Source organism: Bacillus sp. SM2101 (assembly GCF_018588585.1).
In the GTDB taxonomy this organism is placed as follows: Bacteria; Bacillota; Bacilli; order Bacillales; family SM2101; genus Nanhaiella; species Nanhaiella sioensis.
Map to the genome: position 1 here is coordinate 64,006 of NZ_JAEUFG010000015.1, position 19,393 is coordinate 83,398.

At 34.7% G+C, this 19,393-nt stretch carries 21 protein-coding genes and 1 other annotated feature; all 21 genes read left to right on the forward strand.

The features are described 5' to 3' along the window. Positions 1-2 precede the first annotated feature (2 nt). The 21 genes from JM172_RS15335 (at position 3) to JM172_RS15435 (ending at position 18,866) form a co-directional block, all read left to right on the forward strand. Positions 3-428, forward strand: a complete 426-nt coding sequence (locus JM172_RS15335) for a hypothetical protein (protein ID WP_214483243.1) — start codon at positions 3-5, stop codon at positions 426-428. After that, a complete protein-coding gene (gene mraY / locus JM172_RS15340; protein WP_214483244.1) occupies positions 421-1,395 on the forward strand; it encodes a phospho-N-acetylmuramoyl-pentapeptide-transferase in 975 nt (324 codons plus the stop codon). Before JM172_RS15335 ends, mraY begins: the two co-directional genes overlap by 8 nt. Further along, positions 1,396-2,748: a UDP-N-acetylmuramoyl-L-alanine--D-glutamate ligase gene (gene murD / locus JM172_RS15345; RefSeq protein ID WP_214483245.1), complete on the forward strand. Its 1,353-nt coding sequence runs from the start codon at positions 1,396-1,398 to the stop codon at positions 2,746-2,748. Positions 2,749-2,789: 41 nt separating this feature from the next. Continuing rightward, positions 2,790-3,890: a stage V sporulation protein E gene (spoVE, locus tag JM172_RS15350; protein ID WP_214483246.1), complete on the forward strand. Its 1,101-nt coding sequence runs from the start codon at positions 2,790-2,792 to the stop codon at positions 3,888-3,890. 669 nt (positions 3,891-4,559) lie between these two features. Then, on the forward strand, positions 4,560-5,468 hold the full coding sequence (gene murB, locus JM172_RS15355) for a UDP-N-acetylmuramate dehydrogenase (protein ID WP_214483247.1): 909 nt from the start codon (positions 4,560-4,562) through the stop codon (positions 5,466-5,468). Positions 5,469-5,806: 338 nt separating this feature from the next. Continuing rightward, positions 5,807-6,589: a cell division protein FtsQ/DivIB gene (locus tag JM172_RS15360; RefSeq protein WP_214483248.1), complete on the forward strand. Its 783-nt coding sequence runs from the start codon at positions 5,807-5,809 to the stop codon at positions 6,587-6,589. Then, positions 6,573-7,277 carry a DUF881 domain-containing protein gene (locus tag JM172_RS15365; RefSeq protein ID WP_214483249.1) on the forward strand — a complete coding sequence of 235 codons (705 nt, stop codon included), beginning with the start codon at positions 6,573-6,575 and terminating at the stop codon, positions 7,275-7,277. Before JM172_RS15360 ends, JM172_RS15365 begins: the two co-directional genes overlap by 17 nt. A gap of 118 nt (positions 7,278-7,395) precedes the next feature. Continuing rightward, the gene (locus tag JM172_RS15370) at positions 7,396-8,118 is read left to right on the forward strand and encodes a DUF881 domain-containing protein (RefSeq protein WP_214483250.1); all 723 of its coding nucleotides are present in this window, start codon (positions 7,396-7,398) and stop codon (positions 8,116-8,118) included. A 1-nt stretch (position 8,119) separates the two neighbouring features. Then, complete coding sequence (locus JM172_RS15375) at positions 8,120-8,482, forward strand: small basic family protein (protein ID WP_214483251.1); 363 nt, start codon at positions 8,120-8,122, stop codon at positions 8,480-8,482. 426 nt (positions 8,483-8,908) lie between these two features. Next, complete coding sequence (gene ftsA / locus JM172_RS15380; RefSeq protein ID WP_214483252.1) at positions 8,909-10,195, forward strand: cell division protein FtsA; 1,287 nt, start codon at positions 8,909-8,911, stop codon at positions 10,193-10,195. A 46-nt stretch (positions 10,196-10,241) separates the two neighbouring features. Further along, complete coding sequence (gene ftsZ / locus JM172_RS15385) at positions 10,242-11,369, forward strand: cell division protein FtsZ (RefSeq protein ID WP_214483253.1); 1,128 nt, start codon at positions 10,242-10,244, stop codon at positions 11,367-11,369. 398 nt (positions 11,370-11,767) lie between these two features. After that, a complete protein-coding gene (gene spoIIGA, locus JM172_RS15390) occupies positions 11,768-12,691 on the forward strand; it encodes a sigma-E processing peptidase SpoIIGA (protein WP_214483254.1) in 924 nt (307 codons plus the stop codon). A gap of 55 nt (positions 12,692-12,746) precedes the next feature. Next, positions 12,747-13,457, forward strand: coding sequence for an RNA polymerase sporulation sigma factor SigE (sigE, locus tag JM172_RS15395; RefSeq protein ID WP_410629464.1), 711 nt, complete (start codon positions 12,747-12,749; stop codon positions 13,455-13,457). 107 nt (positions 13,458-13,564) lie between these two features. Further along, positions 13,565-14,344 (forward strand): RNA polymerase sporulation sigma factor SigG, encoded by a 780-nt coding sequence (gene sigG / locus JM172_RS15400; RefSeq protein WP_214483256.1) that lies wholly within the window; start codon positions 13,565-13,567, stop codon positions 14,342-14,344. 362 nt (positions 14,345-14,706) lie between these two features. Continuing rightward, positions 14,707-14,967: a YlmC/YmxH family sporulation protein gene (locus JM172_RS15405; protein WP_214483257.1), complete on the forward strand. Its 261-nt coding sequence runs from the start codon at positions 14,707-14,709 to the stop codon at positions 14,965-14,967. Between the two features lie 104 nt (positions 14,968-15,071). Continuing rightward, positions 15,072-15,896, forward strand: coding sequence for a peptidoglycan editing factor PgeF (pgeF, locus tag JM172_RS15410; protein WP_214483258.1), 825 nt, complete (start codon positions 15,072-15,074; stop codon positions 15,894-15,896). Positions 15,897-15,903: 7 nt separating this feature from the next. Beyond that, positions 15,904-16,581 carry a YggS family pyridoxal phosphate-dependent enzyme gene (locus tag JM172_RS15415; protein WP_214483259.1) on the forward strand — a complete coding sequence of 226 codons (678 nt, stop codon included), beginning with the start codon at positions 15,904-15,906 and terminating at the stop codon, positions 16,579-16,581. Between the two features lie 111 nt (positions 16,582-16,692). After that, positions 16,693-17,136 carry a cell division protein SepF gene (locus JM172_RS15420; protein ID WP_214483260.1) on the forward strand — a complete coding sequence of 148 codons (444 nt, stop codon included), beginning with the start codon at positions 16,693-16,695 and terminating at the stop codon, positions 17,134-17,136. 6 nt (positions 17,137-17,142) lie between these two features. After that, on the forward strand, positions 17,143-17,409 hold the full coding sequence (locus JM172_RS15425; RefSeq protein ID WP_214483261.1) for a YggT family protein: 267 nt from the start codon (positions 17,143-17,145) through the stop codon (positions 17,407-17,409). A gap of 71 nt (positions 17,410-17,480) precedes the next feature. Next, positions 17,481-18,254 (forward strand): YlmH family RNA-binding protein, encoded by a 774-nt coding sequence (locus tag JM172_RS15430; RefSeq protein WP_214483262.1) that lies wholly within the window; start codon positions 17,481-17,483, stop codon positions 18,252-18,254. Between the two features lie 120 nt (positions 18,255-18,374). Next, entirely contained in the window at positions 18,375-18,866 is a 492-nt protein-coding gene (locus tag JM172_RS15435) for a DivIVA domain-containing protein (protein WP_214483263.1), read from the forward strand. Between the two features lie 66 nt (positions 18,867-18,932). Continuing rightward, positions 18,933-19,174 (forward strand) — a binding site (T-box leader). Positions 19,175-19,393 lie beyond the last annotated feature (219 nt).

The window sequence follows — 19,393 nt, forward strand, 5'->3', positions numbered from 1 at the left end:
CTATGCTTCGATACCATCATCTAAAAAAATTATACCCGCATACTAGGGGTGTTGAGGATGATATCCATTTCAAATATGTCTTTACAGATTGTAATATATTAGTGAATAAAGGGTTATATGTACCAATCAATAGCCAGGGTGATGATAACAGAGATTTATTCACAGCAATAGAAAATGGAGCAGTAGGATCATTATGGAACGAAGAACGGGAATTACCAAAATTTATACCAAATCATTTTCCTGTTTTTATTGTTCATGATTCGTATATAGCCTTAAAGAAATTACTTGTTTTTTATGATAATTTGTTGCAATTGGAAGATATAGGTGAAACTAATCGTTCGGTATTTAAGGGCGATATACCAATTGAGGAAAATGAGTTGAATATAAAAATATTAAAACTAATGAAAGGGGGGGATAATCTTGCTTGAAAAAGTAGTGCTATTTTCAATATTGATGGCATTTTTAATAAGTGTATTATTATCTCCAGTTTTTATTCCCTTCTTACGTAGACTTAAATTTGGACAGAGCATTCGTGATGAGGGACCCAAATCGCATCAAAAGAAATCTGGTACACCTACGATGGGTGGAATTGTCATTTTGCTATCCATTATACTTACTGTTGTTATTATGACATCAAAATATACAGAGGTAACGGTAAATACATATCTGTTACTATTTGTTACATTAGGTTATGGTTTGTTAGGATTTTTGGATGATTTCATTAAGGTAGTAATGAAAAGAAATCTAGGTTTAACGTCTAAACAAAAATTAGCTGGACAAATTATTATTGCTGTAATCTTCTATGTAGTATTATTGCAGAATAATATTTCTACTACAGTTGCTATTCCTGGATTTGATGTTTCTATCGATTTATCTTGGGCATATATTATCCTACTTATTTTTTGGTTAGTAGGCTTTTCAAATGCAGTTAATTTAACTGACGGTTTGGATGGGCTTGTTTCAGGTACAGCTGCAGTAGCCTTTGGAGCGTTTGCAATATTAGCTTGGAATCAAACACAATACGATATTGCTATTTTTGCTGTTGCGGTAGTTGGTGCGGTACTTGGCTTTTTAGTGTTTAATGCACATCCAGCTAAAGTTTTTATGGGGGATACTGGTTCGCTTGCTCTCGGAGGGGCTTTAGCAACTGTGGCGATTCTAACAAAGCTTGAAATTATATTGCTAATTATAGGTGGTGTTTTTGTCATTGAAACACTATCTGTCATCATCCAAGTCATATCATTTAAAACAACTGGTAAAAGGGTGTTTAAAATGAGTCCCCTACATCATCATTATGAGTTAGTAGGGTGGTCAGAATGGAGAGTTGTCGTTACTTTTTGGACGGTAGGTTTATTATTTGCAATGCTTGGATTATATATTGAGGTGTGGTTGTAATTGAAGAATACTGAACGTTTTCGCGATAAAAAAATACTTGTTTTAGGTTTAGCTAAAAGTGGTTTATCTGCGGCTAAGCTATTAATAGGACTAGGTGCCGAAGTAACAATCAACGATAAAAAGCCTTACGAAGAAAATGAAAATACGAGAAATTTGTTACATTTAGGTGTGGACATTATTTGTGGAAGTCATCCAGTAGACTTGCTCGAAGAAAATTTTGATTTAATCGTAAAAAATCCAGGGATTCCTTATACAAATCCCATTGTGGTAGAAGCATTAAAAAGAGCTATTCCAATCATTACCGAAGTTGAATTAGCTTATTCAATTTCAGAAGCAGAGTTTATTGGTATCACAGGTTCGAACGGGAAAACAACGACGACAACATTAATTTATGACATCATGATGCAAGCACAGAAGAACCCTCTCATTGCCGGAAATATCGGGACTGTTGCTTCTGATGTTGCACAAATAGCAACAAGCGAGCAAATGATTGTAACTGAATTATCCTCCTTCCAATTGCAAGGGGTTGATCAGTTTCGTCCCAAAATATCGGTAATATTAAATATTTTTGATGCACACCTTGATTATCATGGTACGAAGGAAGCTTATGTTAAAGCGAAAGCGAAAATATTTCAACAGCAAACTCCAACAGATTTTGTTGTTCTTAATGCTGACGATAATATACTTGTAGAACTATCTAAAGCAGCTCAAGCTAAGAAAGTATTTTTTTCAACAAAGCAAAAGTTAAAAACCGGAGCGTATGTAAATAATCATACGATTTTCTTTAATGATGAAGAAATTATTAGTACTGATGAAATTGTACTTCCTGGTGAACATAGCTTGGAAAATATTTTGGCTGCTGTTGCTGTGTGTAAGCTTTTGAATATAACAAATGATGCAATAGGTGATGTATTGAAAAGATTTTCAGGGGTTAAACACCGCTTACAGTATGTTAAAACATATCATGGTCGGAAATTTTATAATGATTCAAAAGCAACAAATATTTTAGCAACACAAAAGGCACTCAACGCTTTTTCAGCACCAATCATTTTATTAGCAGGTGGACTTGATCGAGGGAATCATTTTAAAGACCTTGTTCCCTATTTACAAAATGTGAAAACACTAGTGACATTTGGTCAAACAGCTGAGTTGTTAGAAGAAGCTGGAGTGGAAGCAGGAATAAAAAACATGGTTCGTGTCGATAATGTTGAAAAGGCTGTTTCTGTAGCCTATGACAACTCCGATAAAGGCGATATCATTCTGTTATCTCCTGCATGTGCAAGTTGGGATCAATATACAACATTTGAGGAAAGAGGAGACATTTTTATAGACGCAGTGCATATGCTTAACTAAGGGCTTGGCCGCTCTTAATTTAGGACGTTGAGGTGTTTCTATTGTCCCCCAAAAAAGCTACTCCGGATTTTATTTTAATTCTTGTAACTTTGTCATTATTAGCAGTAGGTCTAATCATGGTATACAGCGCCAGTGCAATTTGGGCAGAATATAAGTTTAATGACTCATTTTTTTTCGCTAAACGGCAGCTATTATTTGCTGGTATTGGTGTGATAGCGATGTTCTTCCTCATGAGTATTGACTATTGGACATGGCGTAAGTGGGCAAAAGTCATTTTACTTTTCTGCTTTTTGCTACTCATAGTCGTATTAATTCCTGGCGTTGGCGTTGAAAGAAATGGGTCACAGAGCTGGATCGGTGTTGGAGCGTTTTCAATTCAACCTTCAGAGTTCACTAAATTAGCAATGATTGCATTTCTAGCAAAATATCTTTCCGAAAATCAGAAGGAGATAACTTCTTTTAAAAGAGGCCTTTTACCATCGCTGACCTTAGTTTTTAGTGCCTTTGCTTTAATTATGCTTCAGCCTGATTTGGGAACAGGGACTGTGATGTTAGGGACTTGTATCGTTATCATTTATGTAGCTGGAGCTCGGATCAGTCATTTCGTTTGGCTTGGCTTGTTAGGAATTGCAGGTTTTGCTGGATTGATTATATCAGCACCTTACCGCATGAATAGAATTACTTCTTTTATTGATCCATGGCAAGACCCACAAGGTACCGGTTTTCAAATCATCCAGTCACTATATGCAATAGGTCCAGGGGGGTTATTTGGCTTAGGCTTAGGGCAAAGTCGTCAAAAATTCTTTTATCTACCTGAACCACAGACAGATTTTATTTTTGCTATTATATCTGAAGAGCTTGGTTTTATTGGAGCGTCATTTGTCATTTTGCTTTTCAGTCTCTTATTATGGAGAGGTATTAGAATAGCGCTTGGTGCACCTGACTTATTTGGTAGCTTCCTTGCGATAGGAATTATCTCCATGATAGCTCTACAAGTTATTATTAATATTGGTGTTGTAACCGGTCTAATGCCTGTTACTGGGATTACATTGCCGTTTTTAAGCTACGGTGGCTCTTCACTAACTTTAATGCTAATGGCTATCGGTGTCTTACTTAATGTGAGTAAGCATTCAAGGTATTAGTGTATACGTTCGAAGAGTAGACGTTAACAATAGATTTTTTCAAGAGACCCTGTTAATATAACGGGGTTTCTCGTATTTTATTATAGGCTCTTTTTGTAAACTGTTTTGCTTTTTCACCTACGTGAGTAACAGATGCTAATACATAATTTTTACAGTCTTTAGAGAAGAAAAGATGCCAAGAACGGTAGTTATATTTGCACTTAGCTCATTCGAAAAAAGCTTTATTATAAAATAGTGTAATAGAGGTCATTATGTTTCATAAATAAACGAAAACTTGTTGTTTCAGGTGGTGTTACGAAACTGTATAATAAAGTATTATAGGCTCTTTATAACAAACTTTGTTGCTGCTGTAATAGAATTAAAAGAGCGCTGAGGTTGATAGCCTCTTTTCGTAAACATTGTTGCAATTGTTATCAAATTAGTACTATAAACAATGGTTTTATACTGTTAGTTAATTGCTGTACAGAAGAAAAAATCCACGAACTCTAGTTGTGTACGTGTTTATTTCTTAGTACGAAAAACTACAATCAATGCGAAAACAACCAAGAGAAAGGACTAATTGTATAGATGTATATACGAAATTCTACAATATATTCAATGAACTTAATCATATCAAGCTAGTTTATAAGCACGCAGTAGTATTCACTAGTACAGAAGGAGGTTACCAAGATGGAAAAAATAGCTGCGGAGTTGCTTCATGAAAATGTCGGAAAAGTTCGGTTAAATGAACCGCTTGCTAATCATACGACAATAAAAATTGGGGGGCCAGTAGACTTATTTGTCGAGCCAAAAGATATACCAGCTTTATACAAAACGATGGAAATAGTAAAGAAATATGGAGTAACATGGCGAGCAATTGGTAGGGGATCAAATTTATTGGTCTCAGATTTGGGAATCGAAGGAGTAGTAATAAAGCTTGGAGAAGGCCTTGATCATTTGGATATAGATGGTACAAAGGTTACTGTTGGAGCAGGTTATTCTATTATAAAACTAGCTACCATCATTAGTAAAAAGGGTCTATCAGGTTTAGAGTTTGCAGGAGGTATACCAGGTTCAATTGGTGGTGCCGTTTATATGAATGCTGGTGCACACGGATCTGATATTTCGAAAATACTCTTAAGAGCGCGCATACTGTTTGAAGACGGTACAATTGAATGGTTATCAAGTGAAGAGTTGGAATTTTCCTATCGAACCTCTATTTTGCAAAGTAAGCGCCCGGGAATTTGTGTGGAAGCCCAGTTCACTTTTGAGTCAGGTGACCGTGAACTTATTGTCGCTGAGATGCAAAAAAACAAAGATTATCGACGTGATACACAACCATTTCATTTCCCTAACTGTGGAAGTGTTTTTAGAAACCCTCTACCAAATTATGCAGGACAACTAATAGAAGTTGCTGGCCTAAAAGGGCATGCAATAGGTGGTGCGCAAATCTCTGAACAACATGCTAACTTTATCGTTAACACTGGTAAGGCAAAAGCAGAGGATGTATTGAATTTAATACAACATGTTAAACGAACAATATACGATCTTTACGATATTGAAATGAAGACAGAAGTTGAAATAATAGGAAAAAAGTAGCATGTTTTTTCTCTGATTTCAAGTATATATTGTGATATAATAATTAACAATACAAACTATTGAAAATGTTAAACGGCATATATAACCTATGCCGTTTTGTTTCTCTTATCCAACCCTGTTGGTAATGACGTTGCGAAAATTTTTCTTAACATTAGCTGTTTTCGCTTCAAAACGTTGTTTTTTGGCTTAAGAAATCACCACGCCTACAACTAGAGTTTAATTAGCATTTTCTTCTTTAACGATGCGATTGCATAAAACCACTATTTTCTGTTCTTACATAGTAACATGAGTAACAAAATCATGAAATGAGCTTTTAATATAGATCGGGGTGACTTTTTTTGGGGAAAGAAAAAGTTGTTGTACTTGAAGATCGGGTTCCCAAGCTAAAACAGCAACGAAAACAAAAGGTAAATAGAAGGCTTATTTATTATATTCTATTTTTTTTTCTTATGATCATTACAATTGTGTATTTTCAGTCCCCCTTAAGTAAAGTTTCTTCAATATCAGTAAGTGGGAATCACCATGTTTCAACTGAAGAAATCATTGATTTGAGTGGCGTTTCGACAAAAAATAGCTTTTGGAGCGTCAATGAAAACAGCATAACACAGTCCATTTCTGCACATGAAGAAATAGCAGATGTATCTGTTCAAAAGCAATTTCCAAACAAAGTACTTATATTAGTCACAGAAACAAAGCGGATCGGTTACATGTTAAACGAAAGTCGCTTTTATCCGATTCTAGAAAATGGTAAATCCCTTACTGATGAAAAACAATCCGTATCATCCCCAGATGCTCCTGTATTTGTAAATTGGTCGAACAGTGATGATGTTGACAGGATGATAGAAGAATTAGTTCAGTTATCTGATGAAGTGAGCAATTCAATTTCAGAAATTCATCATACACCAACACCATCAGACCCATTGCATATTACCCTTTATATGAATGACGGGTTTGAGGTAAGTGGTACAATAACAAATTTCTCTAGGAAAATGGATTTTTATCCATCAATTGTAAATCACCTTGACCCTTCAGTGAAGGGGATTATTGACATTGAAGTTGGGAGTTTCTTTTCACCATACAACCAGCCAGAGGAGGAGCAGGAGAGTGAAAATCAGGGGTAAACATGTCATCTTATCCTTTGTTTCTTTAGTTATCGGTTTTCTTATCGCATTTTCTTATCATGTTACTACAAGTAACAATGGTACTCCTCGTATATCGGACAAGCAGTGGGAGAGAGACTTTCGATATCGAGAACAATTGATAGCACTAGAGGAAAAAAACCGAGAATTATTTAATACAATTAAAGAAAAGCAAGATGAAGTAAGGGAATACGAAGAGGAATTAGCTAAACAGGAAGGTATTTATTTTAATTTAGTTGAAGATGTGGAAAAGTATAGAATGTTTGTTGGAGAAATCGATGTGCAAGGTGAAGGTATTGAAGTTACTTTGTCGGATGCCGAATATGTACCTGATGAAGAGAACGTGAATAATTACATAGTACATGAAGGGCATGTATTTAAAGTAATTAATGAATTACTCATATCAGGTGCTTCAGCAATTGCGATCAACGGACAAAGAATTTCTCGAAATTCGTATATATTATGTAATGGACCTGTTATTGAAGTTGATGGTAATCAACATGCTGAACCATTTGTCATTACAGCTATTGGAGAAGCAAACACGCTTTATGAAGCTCTTTATATTATTGGTGGTATTTACGATCAATTAGTGAGTGATAATATTTTTGTAAATATAGACAAAAAAGAAAACATCATGTTTGAACCCCTTTTAGGTGTAAGTACACAATAGTTGTGTTATTAGGCTATTTTTTATCCTTTGTTGCTAATGATTATACAAAGTGGGTGCCAAAATAAGACAGGTAATAACAATGCGAAAACAGGCAATTATTAAGGTCAGGTGATTTTCATTGGGCAACAAAAAAGTTATCTCAATAACAATAATCACAATAATTATTGGATTTATGATTGCAGTTCAATTTCAAAGTATTAACAAGCCTGTTGTCCGTGATACAAGGGATACTTGGGAAATTCGTGAGGATATTAAGAAAGAGCAAGAGCTTACATTTCAGTTACATCAAGAGATTTCAAATTATAACGATAAGTTGGAGAAATATAAAACAGAGCGACAAGATGATGCGGTACTTAAAGAAACGTTAGACGAGTTAAAAGTAAAGGCTGGTTTAACTGATGTAAGTGGACCAGGTGTTATTTTAACAGTGAAGCCGTTTTTCGATGAAATCATGCCAGGTGAACGTGTTCATACAGTATCGCCAGAACTATTAAAAAGGTTGATTAATGAATTAAATCAATATAACGCAGTAAATATTTCTATAGCTGAACAACGGGTAATAAATACTACAGTGATTAGAGACATTAACGGCATCACAAAAATAGATGGGTATCCTCTTAATAGATTTCCATTTGAAATTAAAGTAATTGCTAAGAGTGAAGAAGGAGCAGAAAAATTATATAACAGATTACAGGTCTCTAGCATGATTGATGCTTTCGTTTATGATAATTTACAAGTTGTGATTTCTGATCCATTAGCATCGATTGAAGTACCGGCTTTTTCAGAAATACCTCGTATCAAAAATATGAAGCCTGTAAATGCCGAAGAGGAGGAGAAATAGCATGTGGCTTCCACTTGTCGGCTTAATTCTTGGAATAACACTAGGTTTGCTAACAGATATACGCATACCAGATGAATATTCTAATTATTTATCAATTGCTATACTTGCAGCGTTAGATACGCTCTTTGGAGGAATCCGAGCACACTTACAAAATGTATACGATGAGAAAGTCTTTGTGTCCGGTTTTATCTTTAATCTACTTTTAGCTACAAGTTTGGCTTTTCTAGGTGTTCATCTTGGTGTAGACTTGTATTTAGCGGCAGTATTTGCATTTGGGGTAAGATTGTTTCAAAATATTGCAGTGATTAGACGAACTTTATTGTCTAAATGGAAGATTACTCACAAAAAAACTGAAAAAAATTAATTTTTATTAAAGGGAATAGATAGGATTTGTTGAATATTTTCCATATAAGAATGTGTTCAATAGGGAGGATAAAAAGGACTGAGAAGAACAAGGCGGTGAAGCCTTGAAGGGTAGAATAAAGCTCAAGTATATGAAAGGCGATATTGTTGCCTTGTATCAAGTAGTCTTTCTGACCTTTGCTTCATTTGTAGACTGCATATAAAGCCATACGTAAGGATACAGAAAGGCGGCTCACTATCGTGTCTACCACGTCAATTGCAAACGTGCACAGCACACCTTGTTCGAGTTCAATTTTCCCAGACCTTTAAACTTTCTTTGAAGATTGATTTGTAAAGTTTGATGTACCATTTATTGAATCGATTAATAAAGGACATATGCTCAACATGAACAGTTATTATTTATGTTTGAAAAAGGAGGTGCCAAAGAATGAACAGCAATGAAGTTTTTGTTAGTCTTGACATCGGTACATCCAATGTTAAAGTGATCATAGGTGAAATGGCAAATGATACTTTAAATGTTATTGGGGTAGGTAATGTTAATTCTCATGGATTAAGAAAAGGTTCAATTGTTGATATAGACGAAACCGTTCATTCTATTAAAAAGGCAATAGAACAAGCCGAAAGAATGGTTGGTATTCCCATCCAAAGCGTTGTTGTGGGTGTGTCAGCTAATAGTGTGCAATTACAAGATGCACACGGTGTTGTAGCTGTATCGAGTGAAAATAGGGAAATTAATGACCAAGATGTAGCTAGAGTCATTGAGGCAGCGCAAGTTGTATCAATCCCTCCAGAGAGAGAAATTATAGATGTCATTCCAAAACAATTTATCGTCGATGGGCTTGATGAAATTAACGACCCGAGAGGAATGTTAGGAGTCCGTCTTGAAATGGAAGGAACCATTGTTACTGGATCAAAGACGATATTACATAATTTACTTAGATGTGTAGAGCGTGCAGGTTTAGAAATAACGGCTATTTGTTTACAACCACTCGCTGCGGGTTCTATCTCTTTATCTCGGGATGAAATGGAGTTTGGTGTAGCCCTAGTTGATATCGGTGGCGGCTCCACCACTATAGCTTTTTTTGAAAATGGACATTTAAAAGCCACAACGGTTTTACCGATAGGAGGGGATAATATAACAAAGGACCTTTCTATTGGTTTAAGAACCTCTACTGATGACGCTGAAAAGATAAAAACAAAGTATGGACATGCTTTTTATGATACAGCCTCAGAAGAAGAAATATTTAATGTTCCGATTATTGGTAGTGATAAAGAAGAACAATATAATCAACTAATAATCTCAGACATTATTGAAGCTAGATTTGAAGAAATGTTTGACATGATTAAAAATGAAGTAAGACAATTAGGAATTCGTGAATTGCCTGGAGGTTATGTACTTACTGGTGGTGCTGTTAATATTTCTGGATCATTGGAATTGGCACAACAAATTTTAGCAAATAACGTGAGGGTAGCAATTCCTGATTACATTGGTGTAAGAGAACCTCAATATACTACCGGAGTAGGATTAATTCAATTTGCATATAGAAATGCCAAGCTTCAAGGGAAAAGTATTGTTGAGGAAAATCGCCCTATAGATCTAGCAGAAAAAAGAGTAGCAAAGAAACCTCAGCAGTTAAAGCAAAAGTCTAAGCAAAAAAATGAAGAAAATCTGAGTGAAAAAGTCAAGAAATTTTTCGGGTTATTTTGGGAATAACAGGATGAAAACTTCTTAGTAAATCGATAAATTAGGAGGATTTGTGATGTTAGATTTTGAGACAAATCTTGATCAATTAGCGACAATAAAAGTAATCGGTGTCGGTGGTGGAGGAAATAACGCCGTAAATCGAATGATTGAGCATGGAGTTCAAGGTGTTGAATTTATAGCTGTAAATACTGATGCACAAGCGCTAAATCTTTCAAAAGCAGAGATTAAAATGCAAATCGGGGCAAAGTTAACTCGAGGTCTTGGAGCAGGCGCAAATCCTGAAGTAGGAAAAAAAGCAGCTGAAGAAAGTAAAGAACAGCTAGAAGAAGTGTTAAACGGAGCTGATATGGTTTTTGTTACAGCAGGAATGGGTGGAGGCACTGGGACTGGTGCAGCTCCTGTTATAGCCCAAATTGCGAAAGATTTAGGCGCATTGACTGTAGGAGTTGTAACACGTCCTTTTACATTTGAGGGTAGAAAGAGATCTACTCAAGCTGGCGGCGGTATTGCAGCAATGAAAGACTCTGTAGATACTTTGATTGTTATCCCGAATGATAGATTATTAGAAATCGTTGATAAAAACACACCAATGTTAGAAGCATTCCGTGAGGCTGACAATGTATTACGTCAAGGTGTACAAGGTATTTCAGACTTAATCGCAACGCCAGGTTTAATAAACCTTGATTTTGCTGATGTTAAGACAATAATGTCAAACAGGGGTTCAGCTTTAATGGGTATCGGTATCGCAACAGGTGAAAACCGTGCAGCTGAAGCTGCAAAGAAGGCTATTTCAAGTCCATTACTTGAAATTCCTATTGATGGTGCTCAAGGAGTCCTAATGAATATAACTGGTGGCATGAACTTAAGCTTATACGAAGTACAAGAAGCGGCTGATATTGTAGCTTCTGCATCAGATCAAGAAGTTAATATGATTTTTGGCTCAGTAATCAATGAGAGCTTAAAAGACGAAATAGTAGTAACGGTGATTGCCACAGGATTTAAAGAAACCGAAATTCCTCAAGGTAGACAAATTCGTCAATCAGCAGGTGCGAATACCCAAAAAGCAACTGCAGCAACTAGCCGTGAAAAGGAAAGCGAAAATGTATCGAACTATAATCCTCAGCAGACTGAGGACACATTAGACATCCCTACATTTTTACGTAATCGAAACCGCAGACGCTAACAACTTTATATTTTATACTTCTAAGAGAGAGCATGAATCGTATTTATTGATTCGTGCTTTTTTATATTAGGTTTCACTTAGAGTGTTGTAATTGGCGCAAGGTGTAAATAAGTTTACTATCGTGCGATGTTTTTTTCTTATTTATCATGGTAATGATAGTGTGAAAAATCTAAATAGATGTGCTATTTAAATAGGATTGCAACAAAGTTTAAGAAAAGATCCTCACATTAAAAAGTGATTGCTTCTAGATTCGTCAGTTGTTTGACAATATAAGCTTAAATCCAACAAAAAATTCCTCATTAATTCCTACAAAGATTGACAGACATCACATCACATTATATATATACTAGTTTCAAATCAATATACTAACGAAGGAGCTACAAGGAAGGGGAACTTGAGTGTCTATTTATATTGACATTATATGGTTTCTTAATTTGTTATTTGATGGATCATTACTGCTTCTAACTGCAGTAATTCTAAAGAGAAGAATTAAGTTTTGGCGACTTGTGGTTGGCTCGTTAATAGGCTCATCTCTCGTTCTATTAATCGTTTCTCCACTAGCTTCTTTTGTATCCAATCCATTAATCAAATTTTTATTTTCACTGATTATCATTTGGGCTGCTTTTGGATACAAGCGTTTTTCTTATTTTATCAAGAATCTTTGCACTTTTTATTTCGCAACGTTTGTAGTCGGAGGTGGTATTATTGCTTTCCATTATTTATTACAAAAGGAATTTAACATAAATAATGGTATCTTTCTTACGACTTCAACTGGATATGGTGATCCAGTTAGTTGGGTATTTGTAATTATTGCGTTTCCATCTTTATGGTATTTTTCAAGGTCGCAAATTGATGGGATTAAAAGTAATAAGCTGAAATACGAGGAAATTATTGATGTTACTATAGTTATCACCAATATCAAAATAACCATTAAGGGATTAATTGATAGTGGTAATCAGCTATACGATCCAATTTCTCGGTCACCAGTAATGATTATCGATAGTACATGTTTAGTTGAACATGTCCCTACAGGAATTATTGAACTATCAAAAAACGTTGATATGTTAATGAATGAGATGACTGTTGATGATCCTCAATGGGAAAAACGACTTCGACTAATTCCATATAGAGGTGTAGGACAAGATCATCAAATACTATTAGCAATCAAACCAGATAATATTTCACTTCGTTATGAAAATAATTGGTTAGACGTGAATAAAGGGCTCATTGCCCTAAATCATGTCAAACTTTCAAGTGATGATGAGTATCAATGTATCGTTCATCCTAAGATGATCCAATCATCCTCAGTACAATCAGCTTAGTATGACCTTGATCTATATCCCTGTAAAAATTGAAGGAGGAACAATTTTGAGAAATATGACCGTTCGTTTTACATATTATTGGTACAAATTATTAATGAAACTTGGTATCAAAACTGATGAAATTTATTATATAGGCGGAAGTGAAGCTTTGCCGCCCCCATTATCAAAAGAAGAGGAAGGGCTCTTATTGCAAAAACTTACGAAAGGCGATAAAGCTGCTAGATCTATTCTAATTGAAAGAAACCTTCGTTTAGTCGTTTACATTGCTAGAAAATTCGAAAATACAGGAATTAATATTGAGGATTTAATTAGTATCGGTACGATAGGTTTAATTAAAGCTGTAAATACTTTTAATCCAGAGAAAAAGATTAAGCTAGCTACATACGCATCAAGATGTATTGAAAATGAAATTTTGATGTATTTAAGAAGAAATAATAAAATACGCTCTGAAGTATCATTTGACGAACCCCTCAATATTGACTGGGATGGAAATGAACTGTTGTTATCAGATGTATTAGGAACTGAAGACGATGTTATCACGAAGAATTTGGAGGCAAATGTAGACCGAAAATTATTGCTGAAAGCTTTACATCAGTTAAATGATCGTGAAAAACAGATTATGGAGCTTAGGTTCGGACTTATAGGTGGTGAAGAAAAAACACAAAAGGATGTTGCTGATATGTTAGGAATTTCTCAATCATATATATCTCGACTAGAGAAAAGAATTATAAAGAGGCTTAGAAAAGAGTTTAATAAAATGGTTTAAGCATTTTCGATCATTACTTTTTTTCTTCAATATGAACGTTGTGCATATTTTTCCCTCCTAAGGAGATACTTAACTTAGGACATCTACTCCTGTTAGGGGGGAAAGAATTGACTAGAAATAAAGTTGAAATTTGTGGCGTTGATACGTCAAAGCTTCCAGTACTAAAAAATGTAGAGATGAGAGAACTATTCCGTTTAATGCAAAGTGGGGACATACAAGCTCGTGAAAAATTAGTTAATGGGAACTTGCGACTTGTATTAAGTGTTATTCAAAGATTCAACAATAGAGGAGAATATGTAGACGACCTATTCCAGGTTGGTTGCATCGGGTTAATGAAGTCCATCGACAACTTTGATTTAGGTCAAAACGTTAAATTTTCCACATATGCTGTGCCGATGATCATAGGTGAAATTCGGAGATATTTACGTGATAATAATCCAATTAGAGTTTCACGTTCATTACGCGATATTGCATATAAAGCGTTACAAGTAAGGGAAGAATTAATGGGGAAGACATCGAAAGAGCCTACAGCAGAGGAAATATCCAAAGTGTTAGAAGTTCCTTATGAGGAAATAGTGTTTGCTCTTGATGCAATACAAGACCCAGTATCATTATTTGAACCAATTTATAATGATGGAGGGGATCCAATCTTTGTAATGGATCAGCTAAGTGATGAAAAAAATAAAGATTCACAATGGATTGAAGAAATAGCTTTAAAGGAAGGTATGCGAAGATTAAATGACCGAGAAAAGCTCATTTTAAGGAAACGTTTTTTTCAAGGTAAAACTCAAATGGAGGTTGCTGAGGAAATTGGAATTTCTCAAGCACAAGTATCGAGATTAGAAAAAGCAGCAATAAAGCAAATGAATAAGAATATTCAAAGCTGATGTCAAAGGGCTGTTCAATAATGAACAGCTCTTTTTTACGTAAGGTTGCTTTTCGTAATAGGAGTTGAACACGTATATATCATACGTTCGTGGCATTTTTTCTCTTTTTAGAATTAATAAGCTCTCAAAAAACTACGAGCGGTAGTAGCATCCTTCTTCTTTAAATCTCTATTGTCGGAGAACAGGCCCTAACTCTTCAAATTTATTAACAAAAGCGTATGAAAAAAATTCCACATTTTGATGTCATCTAATTGTTCAACAAAAAATTGCTCATGAACTATAGTAGTTTACACATATATTGACTATTAAGGGATGTTAATTTTTGTGGAATGCCAGAATAAGAAGACAGGGGAGAGTTTTTTATGGTAAAAATCTCTGAATTTCAAGCAAAAAGTGTAGTTAATGTAGCTGATGGTACAAATTTAGGCCATATTGGTGATATCGATATAAATTTAAATACAGGAGAAATAGAGTCAATTGTTATTTTTGCTAATGGCAAAGTTTTAGGGTTTTTTGGACGAGAGGAAGAAGTAGTAATACCGTGGGCAAATATTGTGAAAGTTGGTAAGGATGTTATTTTAGTTAGATATCAATCACACGAAGCAGCTAAGCTGATAGAGTAAGAATACAAAATATGTAAAACGTTGTGAAAACAAAACTAACGAAATACTACAATTTGTGTTAAAATAAACAAAAGTAATGAGGCTCATAGTGAGGACTGACTGTTATGTACGAACCTTTTCAACAAATCGAACATGAAGAAATTCTTTATTTACCATGGCATGTTTTTAATTCTAAAGTAGTAGCCGGGTTTACAACGAAAAATGGTGGATATAGTAAATATCCGTATGAGACGTTAAATACAGGTTTACATGTTAATGATAAACCTGATACGGTGGTAAAAAATAGAGAGGCGGTAGCAAAACTAATTAATTTCCCTATTGAAAACTGGGTATGTGCTGAACAAATTCATGATCATACCATAACTAAAGTAACAAAGAAGGATATAGGGAAAGGCATCTACTCCTATTCTACATCTATAGATGGTACAGACGGCTTATATACTACTGATGCCGGTATATTGTTAACATTATGCTATGCAGATTGTGTCCCTATTTATTTTCGGGCTAACAATAAGGATATAATAGGCGTGGCACATGCGGGATGGAAAGGTTCAGTGAAAAATATTGTTGGAAAGATGGTACAGCAATGGACTGAAAATGAAGAAGTTAAAAGAAATGACATTTATGTTGCTATTGGACCTTCAATAGGAAGTTGCTGCTATAAAGTGGATGAACGTGTAATTAAGCAAGTAGATGCTATCTTACAAAATCATGATCTCCTTCCTTATACTTTTATTGGTAATGGAGAATATAGTTTAGATTTAAAACAATTAAACCAACAATTATTGGTTGAAGCTGGTATACTAGTTGACAATATTGAAGTTTCAACTTATTGTACGAGTTGTCAAGAAGAGTTATTTTATTCTTACAGACGGGACAATGGTAAGACTGGTAGAATGATGAGCTTTATTGGTATGAAGGAGGTATAATGTCAGATTGTCTGTTGAGGTAAATTTAGCTATTATTGAAGAAAAAATAACCGAAGCGTCTGCAAAAGTTAATCGTGACAGGAATGATATTAATATCATAGCGGTGACGAAATATGTAACTGTTGAACGGGTCGAAGAAGCCATACAAGCAGGAATTACTCATTTTGGTGAGAACAGAGATCAAGGTTTCAACGATAAATGGGAACAAATTGGAGCAAAGGTTACCTGGCATTTTATTGGGACGTTACAAACGAGAAAGGTAAAGAATATTATTAATAAGGTTGACTACATCCATTCTTTAGACAGACTTTCGTTAGCTGAAGAAATTCAAAAGCGCGCTACGAAGCCAATTAAATGTTTCATCCAGGTGAACACTTCAGGCGAGGGCTCAAAACATGGTATGTCTCCCGATGAAGTATTACCATTTATTGAAAAAATAAAAGATTTTCCAAATGTTTCTATCGTAGGACTGATGACAATGGCACCACATACAGATGATGTTTCAATCATTCGTTTGTGCTTTAATAAATTAAAAGAACTTCAACAACAAGTACAAGCTCTTTCCTTAGCATATGCACCTTGTTTAGATCTATCAATGGGTATGTCAAATGATTACGAAATTGCGATCGAAGAAGGGGCAACATATTTACGTATAGGTTCTTCTTTAGTTGGCAATGAGCAGTGATTAAGAGCACAGTGAGGAGTACTTTTGTATTTAGCAAAAGGTTTGATTTTGGAAGCTTATATGGATTATCGTCTAAAAGGCTAGTTCACGAGGTGAGAGGGGAGTGTCAATATGAGCATAATGTCAAAGTTTAAGAACTTTTTTGCACTTGAAGATGAATATGATTATGTTGATGAGCAAGAAGAATATGAGCATGATGATGAAATAGACGTATCGAAACAGCCAAAAGCTAATCAGAAACAAAATATTGTGAGTTTACAAAGCGTACAAAAATCTTCTAAAGTCGTATTAATTGAACCAAGAGCGTATAGTGAAGTTCAAGATATAGCTGATCAATTAAAAAATAGACGTTCTGTTGTAGTAAATTTACAACGAAACCAGCATGACCAAGCAAAAAGAATTGTTGATTTTTTAAGTGGGACAGTGTATGCTCTCGGTGGGGATATACAAAAGGTAGGATCTAATATTTTTCTATGTACGCCTGACAATGTTGATGTTTCTGGAACAATTTCTGAGTTGTCAATTGATGAAGACTCTTTAGGACAGAGGTGGTAAACTTATATGGAACTATTACTTAGTATTATTTTATTTGCAGTAGATATATATTTTTATGCTCTTTTTATTTACATATTAATGTCTTGGTTTCCAAATGCAAAAGAAACAAGTATCGGTCAAGTTTTAACTTCTATTTGTGAACCTTATTTAGAACCATTTAGAAAAATAATCCCACCTCTTGGTATGATTGATATATCACCAATCGTTGCAATTCTTGTATTGCGGTATGCAAGTTATGGTTTGCAATTTTTATTTAGCTCTTTTTTACTTTAATATAGCAGTATAGATGTAAGGAATCTTTCTTAGATTCCTTTTTCTTACGCAAGATAAGGACTGAGTTGCACATGAATATTTACCAACATTTTCGCAAAGAGGAGCACAATTTTATAGATCAGGTGATAGATTGGAAGAATACAGTTCAAAATACGTATAGCTATAAACTTACAGACTTTTTAGACCCTAGAGAACAAGAAATTACGAAATCTATTGTAGGCGAGAATCAAGATGTTCACGTGCAATTATTTGGTGGTGCTGAGTGGACCGAAAGAAAGAGAGCGCTTATCTATCCTGATTATTATGTTCCTAGTAATGATGACTTCAAGCTTGCTATTTTTGAACTTGGATACCCTGAAAAATTTGTAACGATTGAACATCCACAAATGTTAGGTTCGCTAATGGGGCTAGGGATGAGAAGAGCTAAATTTGGTGATGTAATGATACAGGATCGTGTAGTTCAATTCATCGTCGCAGAAGAGGTCGAAAACTATATACAGTTGAATCTCCAATCAGTTGGTAAGAGTAAAGTCTCAGTTAAAAGAATTAATTTTTCAAGCATAGTAAACCGTAAGGAATTGTGGAGAGAAAATGTAGTCACTGCATCCTCACTTCGGCTAGATATTATGATCGCAACAATATTCTCAATTTCTAGACAAAAAGCTCAACAGCTTATTAAAAATGGTCTTGTTCGCATGAATTGGAAAATGATCGAGCAAACTTCATTTGAATGTAAAGAAGGGGATATCATCTCTGTACGTGGAGTTGGTAGAGGGAAGCTTTTGTCAATTGGAGGTAAGACAAAAAAAGAAAAATGGCGAATTGTTGTGGGAATACAAAAATAAATTGCGATAAGAGCAGGAATTATTAATAATATGTCGAATAACTTAAAAAAACATTTACGTAGTGTATAACAAGAGTTTTTCGTCATAAAACATACATACGATTTTGTGGAGGTGGCACATGTGCCTTTAACACCATTAGATATTCATAATAAGGAATTTAGTAAAGGATTCCGAGGTTATGATGAAGATGAAGTAAATGAATTTTTAGATCAGGTTATTAAAGATTATGAAATTGTAATTAGACAAAAAAAAGAGTTAGAAGACAAGGTTACAGATTTAACTGAGAGAATAAACCATTTTACAAGTATTGAAGAAACACTTAATAAATCAATCATTATTGCTCAAGAGACAGCAGAGGAAGTTAAAAGAAATGCTGAAAAGGAAGCAAAGTTAATTATTAAGGAAGCTGAAAAGAATGCTGACAGAATAATTAATGAATCACTTTCTAAATCTCGTAAGATTACCTTGGAAATAGAGGAATTGAAGAAGCAATCAAAAGTATTTAGAAATCGTTTTAAAATGCTCATAGAAGCTCAACTTGATATGCTTCAACATAACGATTGGGATAGCTTAATGGAGTATGAAGAAGATCCACAATCGGTTGTGAAATAGGAAAACTGGACTTGACTAACTGAAGCACGATAGCATATAATTTCTAAATATGTGTCATAACTTTAAATGTAGACGATGATAGGGACAGTAATTCTTTAACGAGTTTATTATAAAAAGCGAATCGAGGACGGTGGAAGCTCGATATAAACAAAAGGAATGAACATCACCCTTGAGTTCCTAGCTGAAATTATAAAGTAAGCAATGGCGTTTATTCACGTTACGAATAGAAAGCGGACTAATTGTTTTTTGTATTATAACAAGTAACAGTCTACAAGGGTGGTACCGCGGGAGACCTTCTCGTCCCTATTTAGGGATGAGAAGGTCTTTTTTTAGGCTCTGATCCGTTACTTGGTGTTATTATAAGGCTTTTTTCGTTAGCTTTGTTGCCTATTGTTACTTAAATTTGATTAACTAATGTGGATGATATGATTTTTATAGTCTGAAGAGAAGAAAAGGTATCATTTACGTTAGTTATATTCACTATAGCTCTTATTACAAAAAGCAACAATAAATGTGGAAACAGCTTC

Bases quoted from the DNA above. Each gene is read 5' to 3' on its own strand.
- JM172_RS15335 (WP_214483243.1), top strand. From the start codon at position 3: ATGCTTCGATACCATCATCTAAAAAAATTATACCCGCATACTAGGGGT.
- murB (WP_214483247.1), top strand. From the start codon at position 4,560: ATGGAAAAAATAGCTGCGGAGTTGCTTCATGAAAATGTCGGAAAAGTT.
- JM172_RS15375 (WP_214483251.1), top strand. From the start codon at position 8,120: ATGTGGCTTCCACTTGTCGGCTTAATTCTTGGAATAACACTAGGTTTG.
- ftsA (WP_214483252.1), top strand. From the start codon at position 8,909: ATGAACAGCAATGAAGTTTTTGTTAGTCTTGACATCGGTACATCCAAT.
- ftsZ (WP_214483253.1), top strand. From the start codon at position 10,242: ATGTTAGATTTTGAGACAAATCTTGATCAATTAGCGACAATAAAAGTA.
- sigE (WP_410629464.1), top strand. From the start codon at position 12,747: ATGACCGTTCGTTTTACATATTATTGGTACAAATTATTAATGAAACTT.
- JM172_RS15405 (WP_214483257.1), top strand. From the start codon at position 14,707: ATGGTAAAAATCTCTGAATTTCAAGCAAAAAGTGTAGTTAATGTAGCT.
- pgeF (WP_214483258.1), top strand. From the start codon at position 15,072: ATGTACGAACCTTTTCAACAAATCGAACATGAAGAAATTCTTTATTTA.
- JM172_RS15420 (WP_214483260.1), top strand. From the start codon at position 16,693: ATGAGCATAATGTCAAAGTTTAAGAACTTTTTTGCACTTGAAGATGAA.
- JM172_RS15425 (WP_214483261.1), top strand. From the start codon at position 17,143: ATGGAACTATTACTTAGTATTATTTTATTTGCAGTAGATATATATTTT.
- JM172_RS15430 (WP_214483262.1), top strand. From the start codon at position 17,481: ATGAATATTTACCAACATTTTCGCAAAGAGGAGCACAATTTTATAGAT.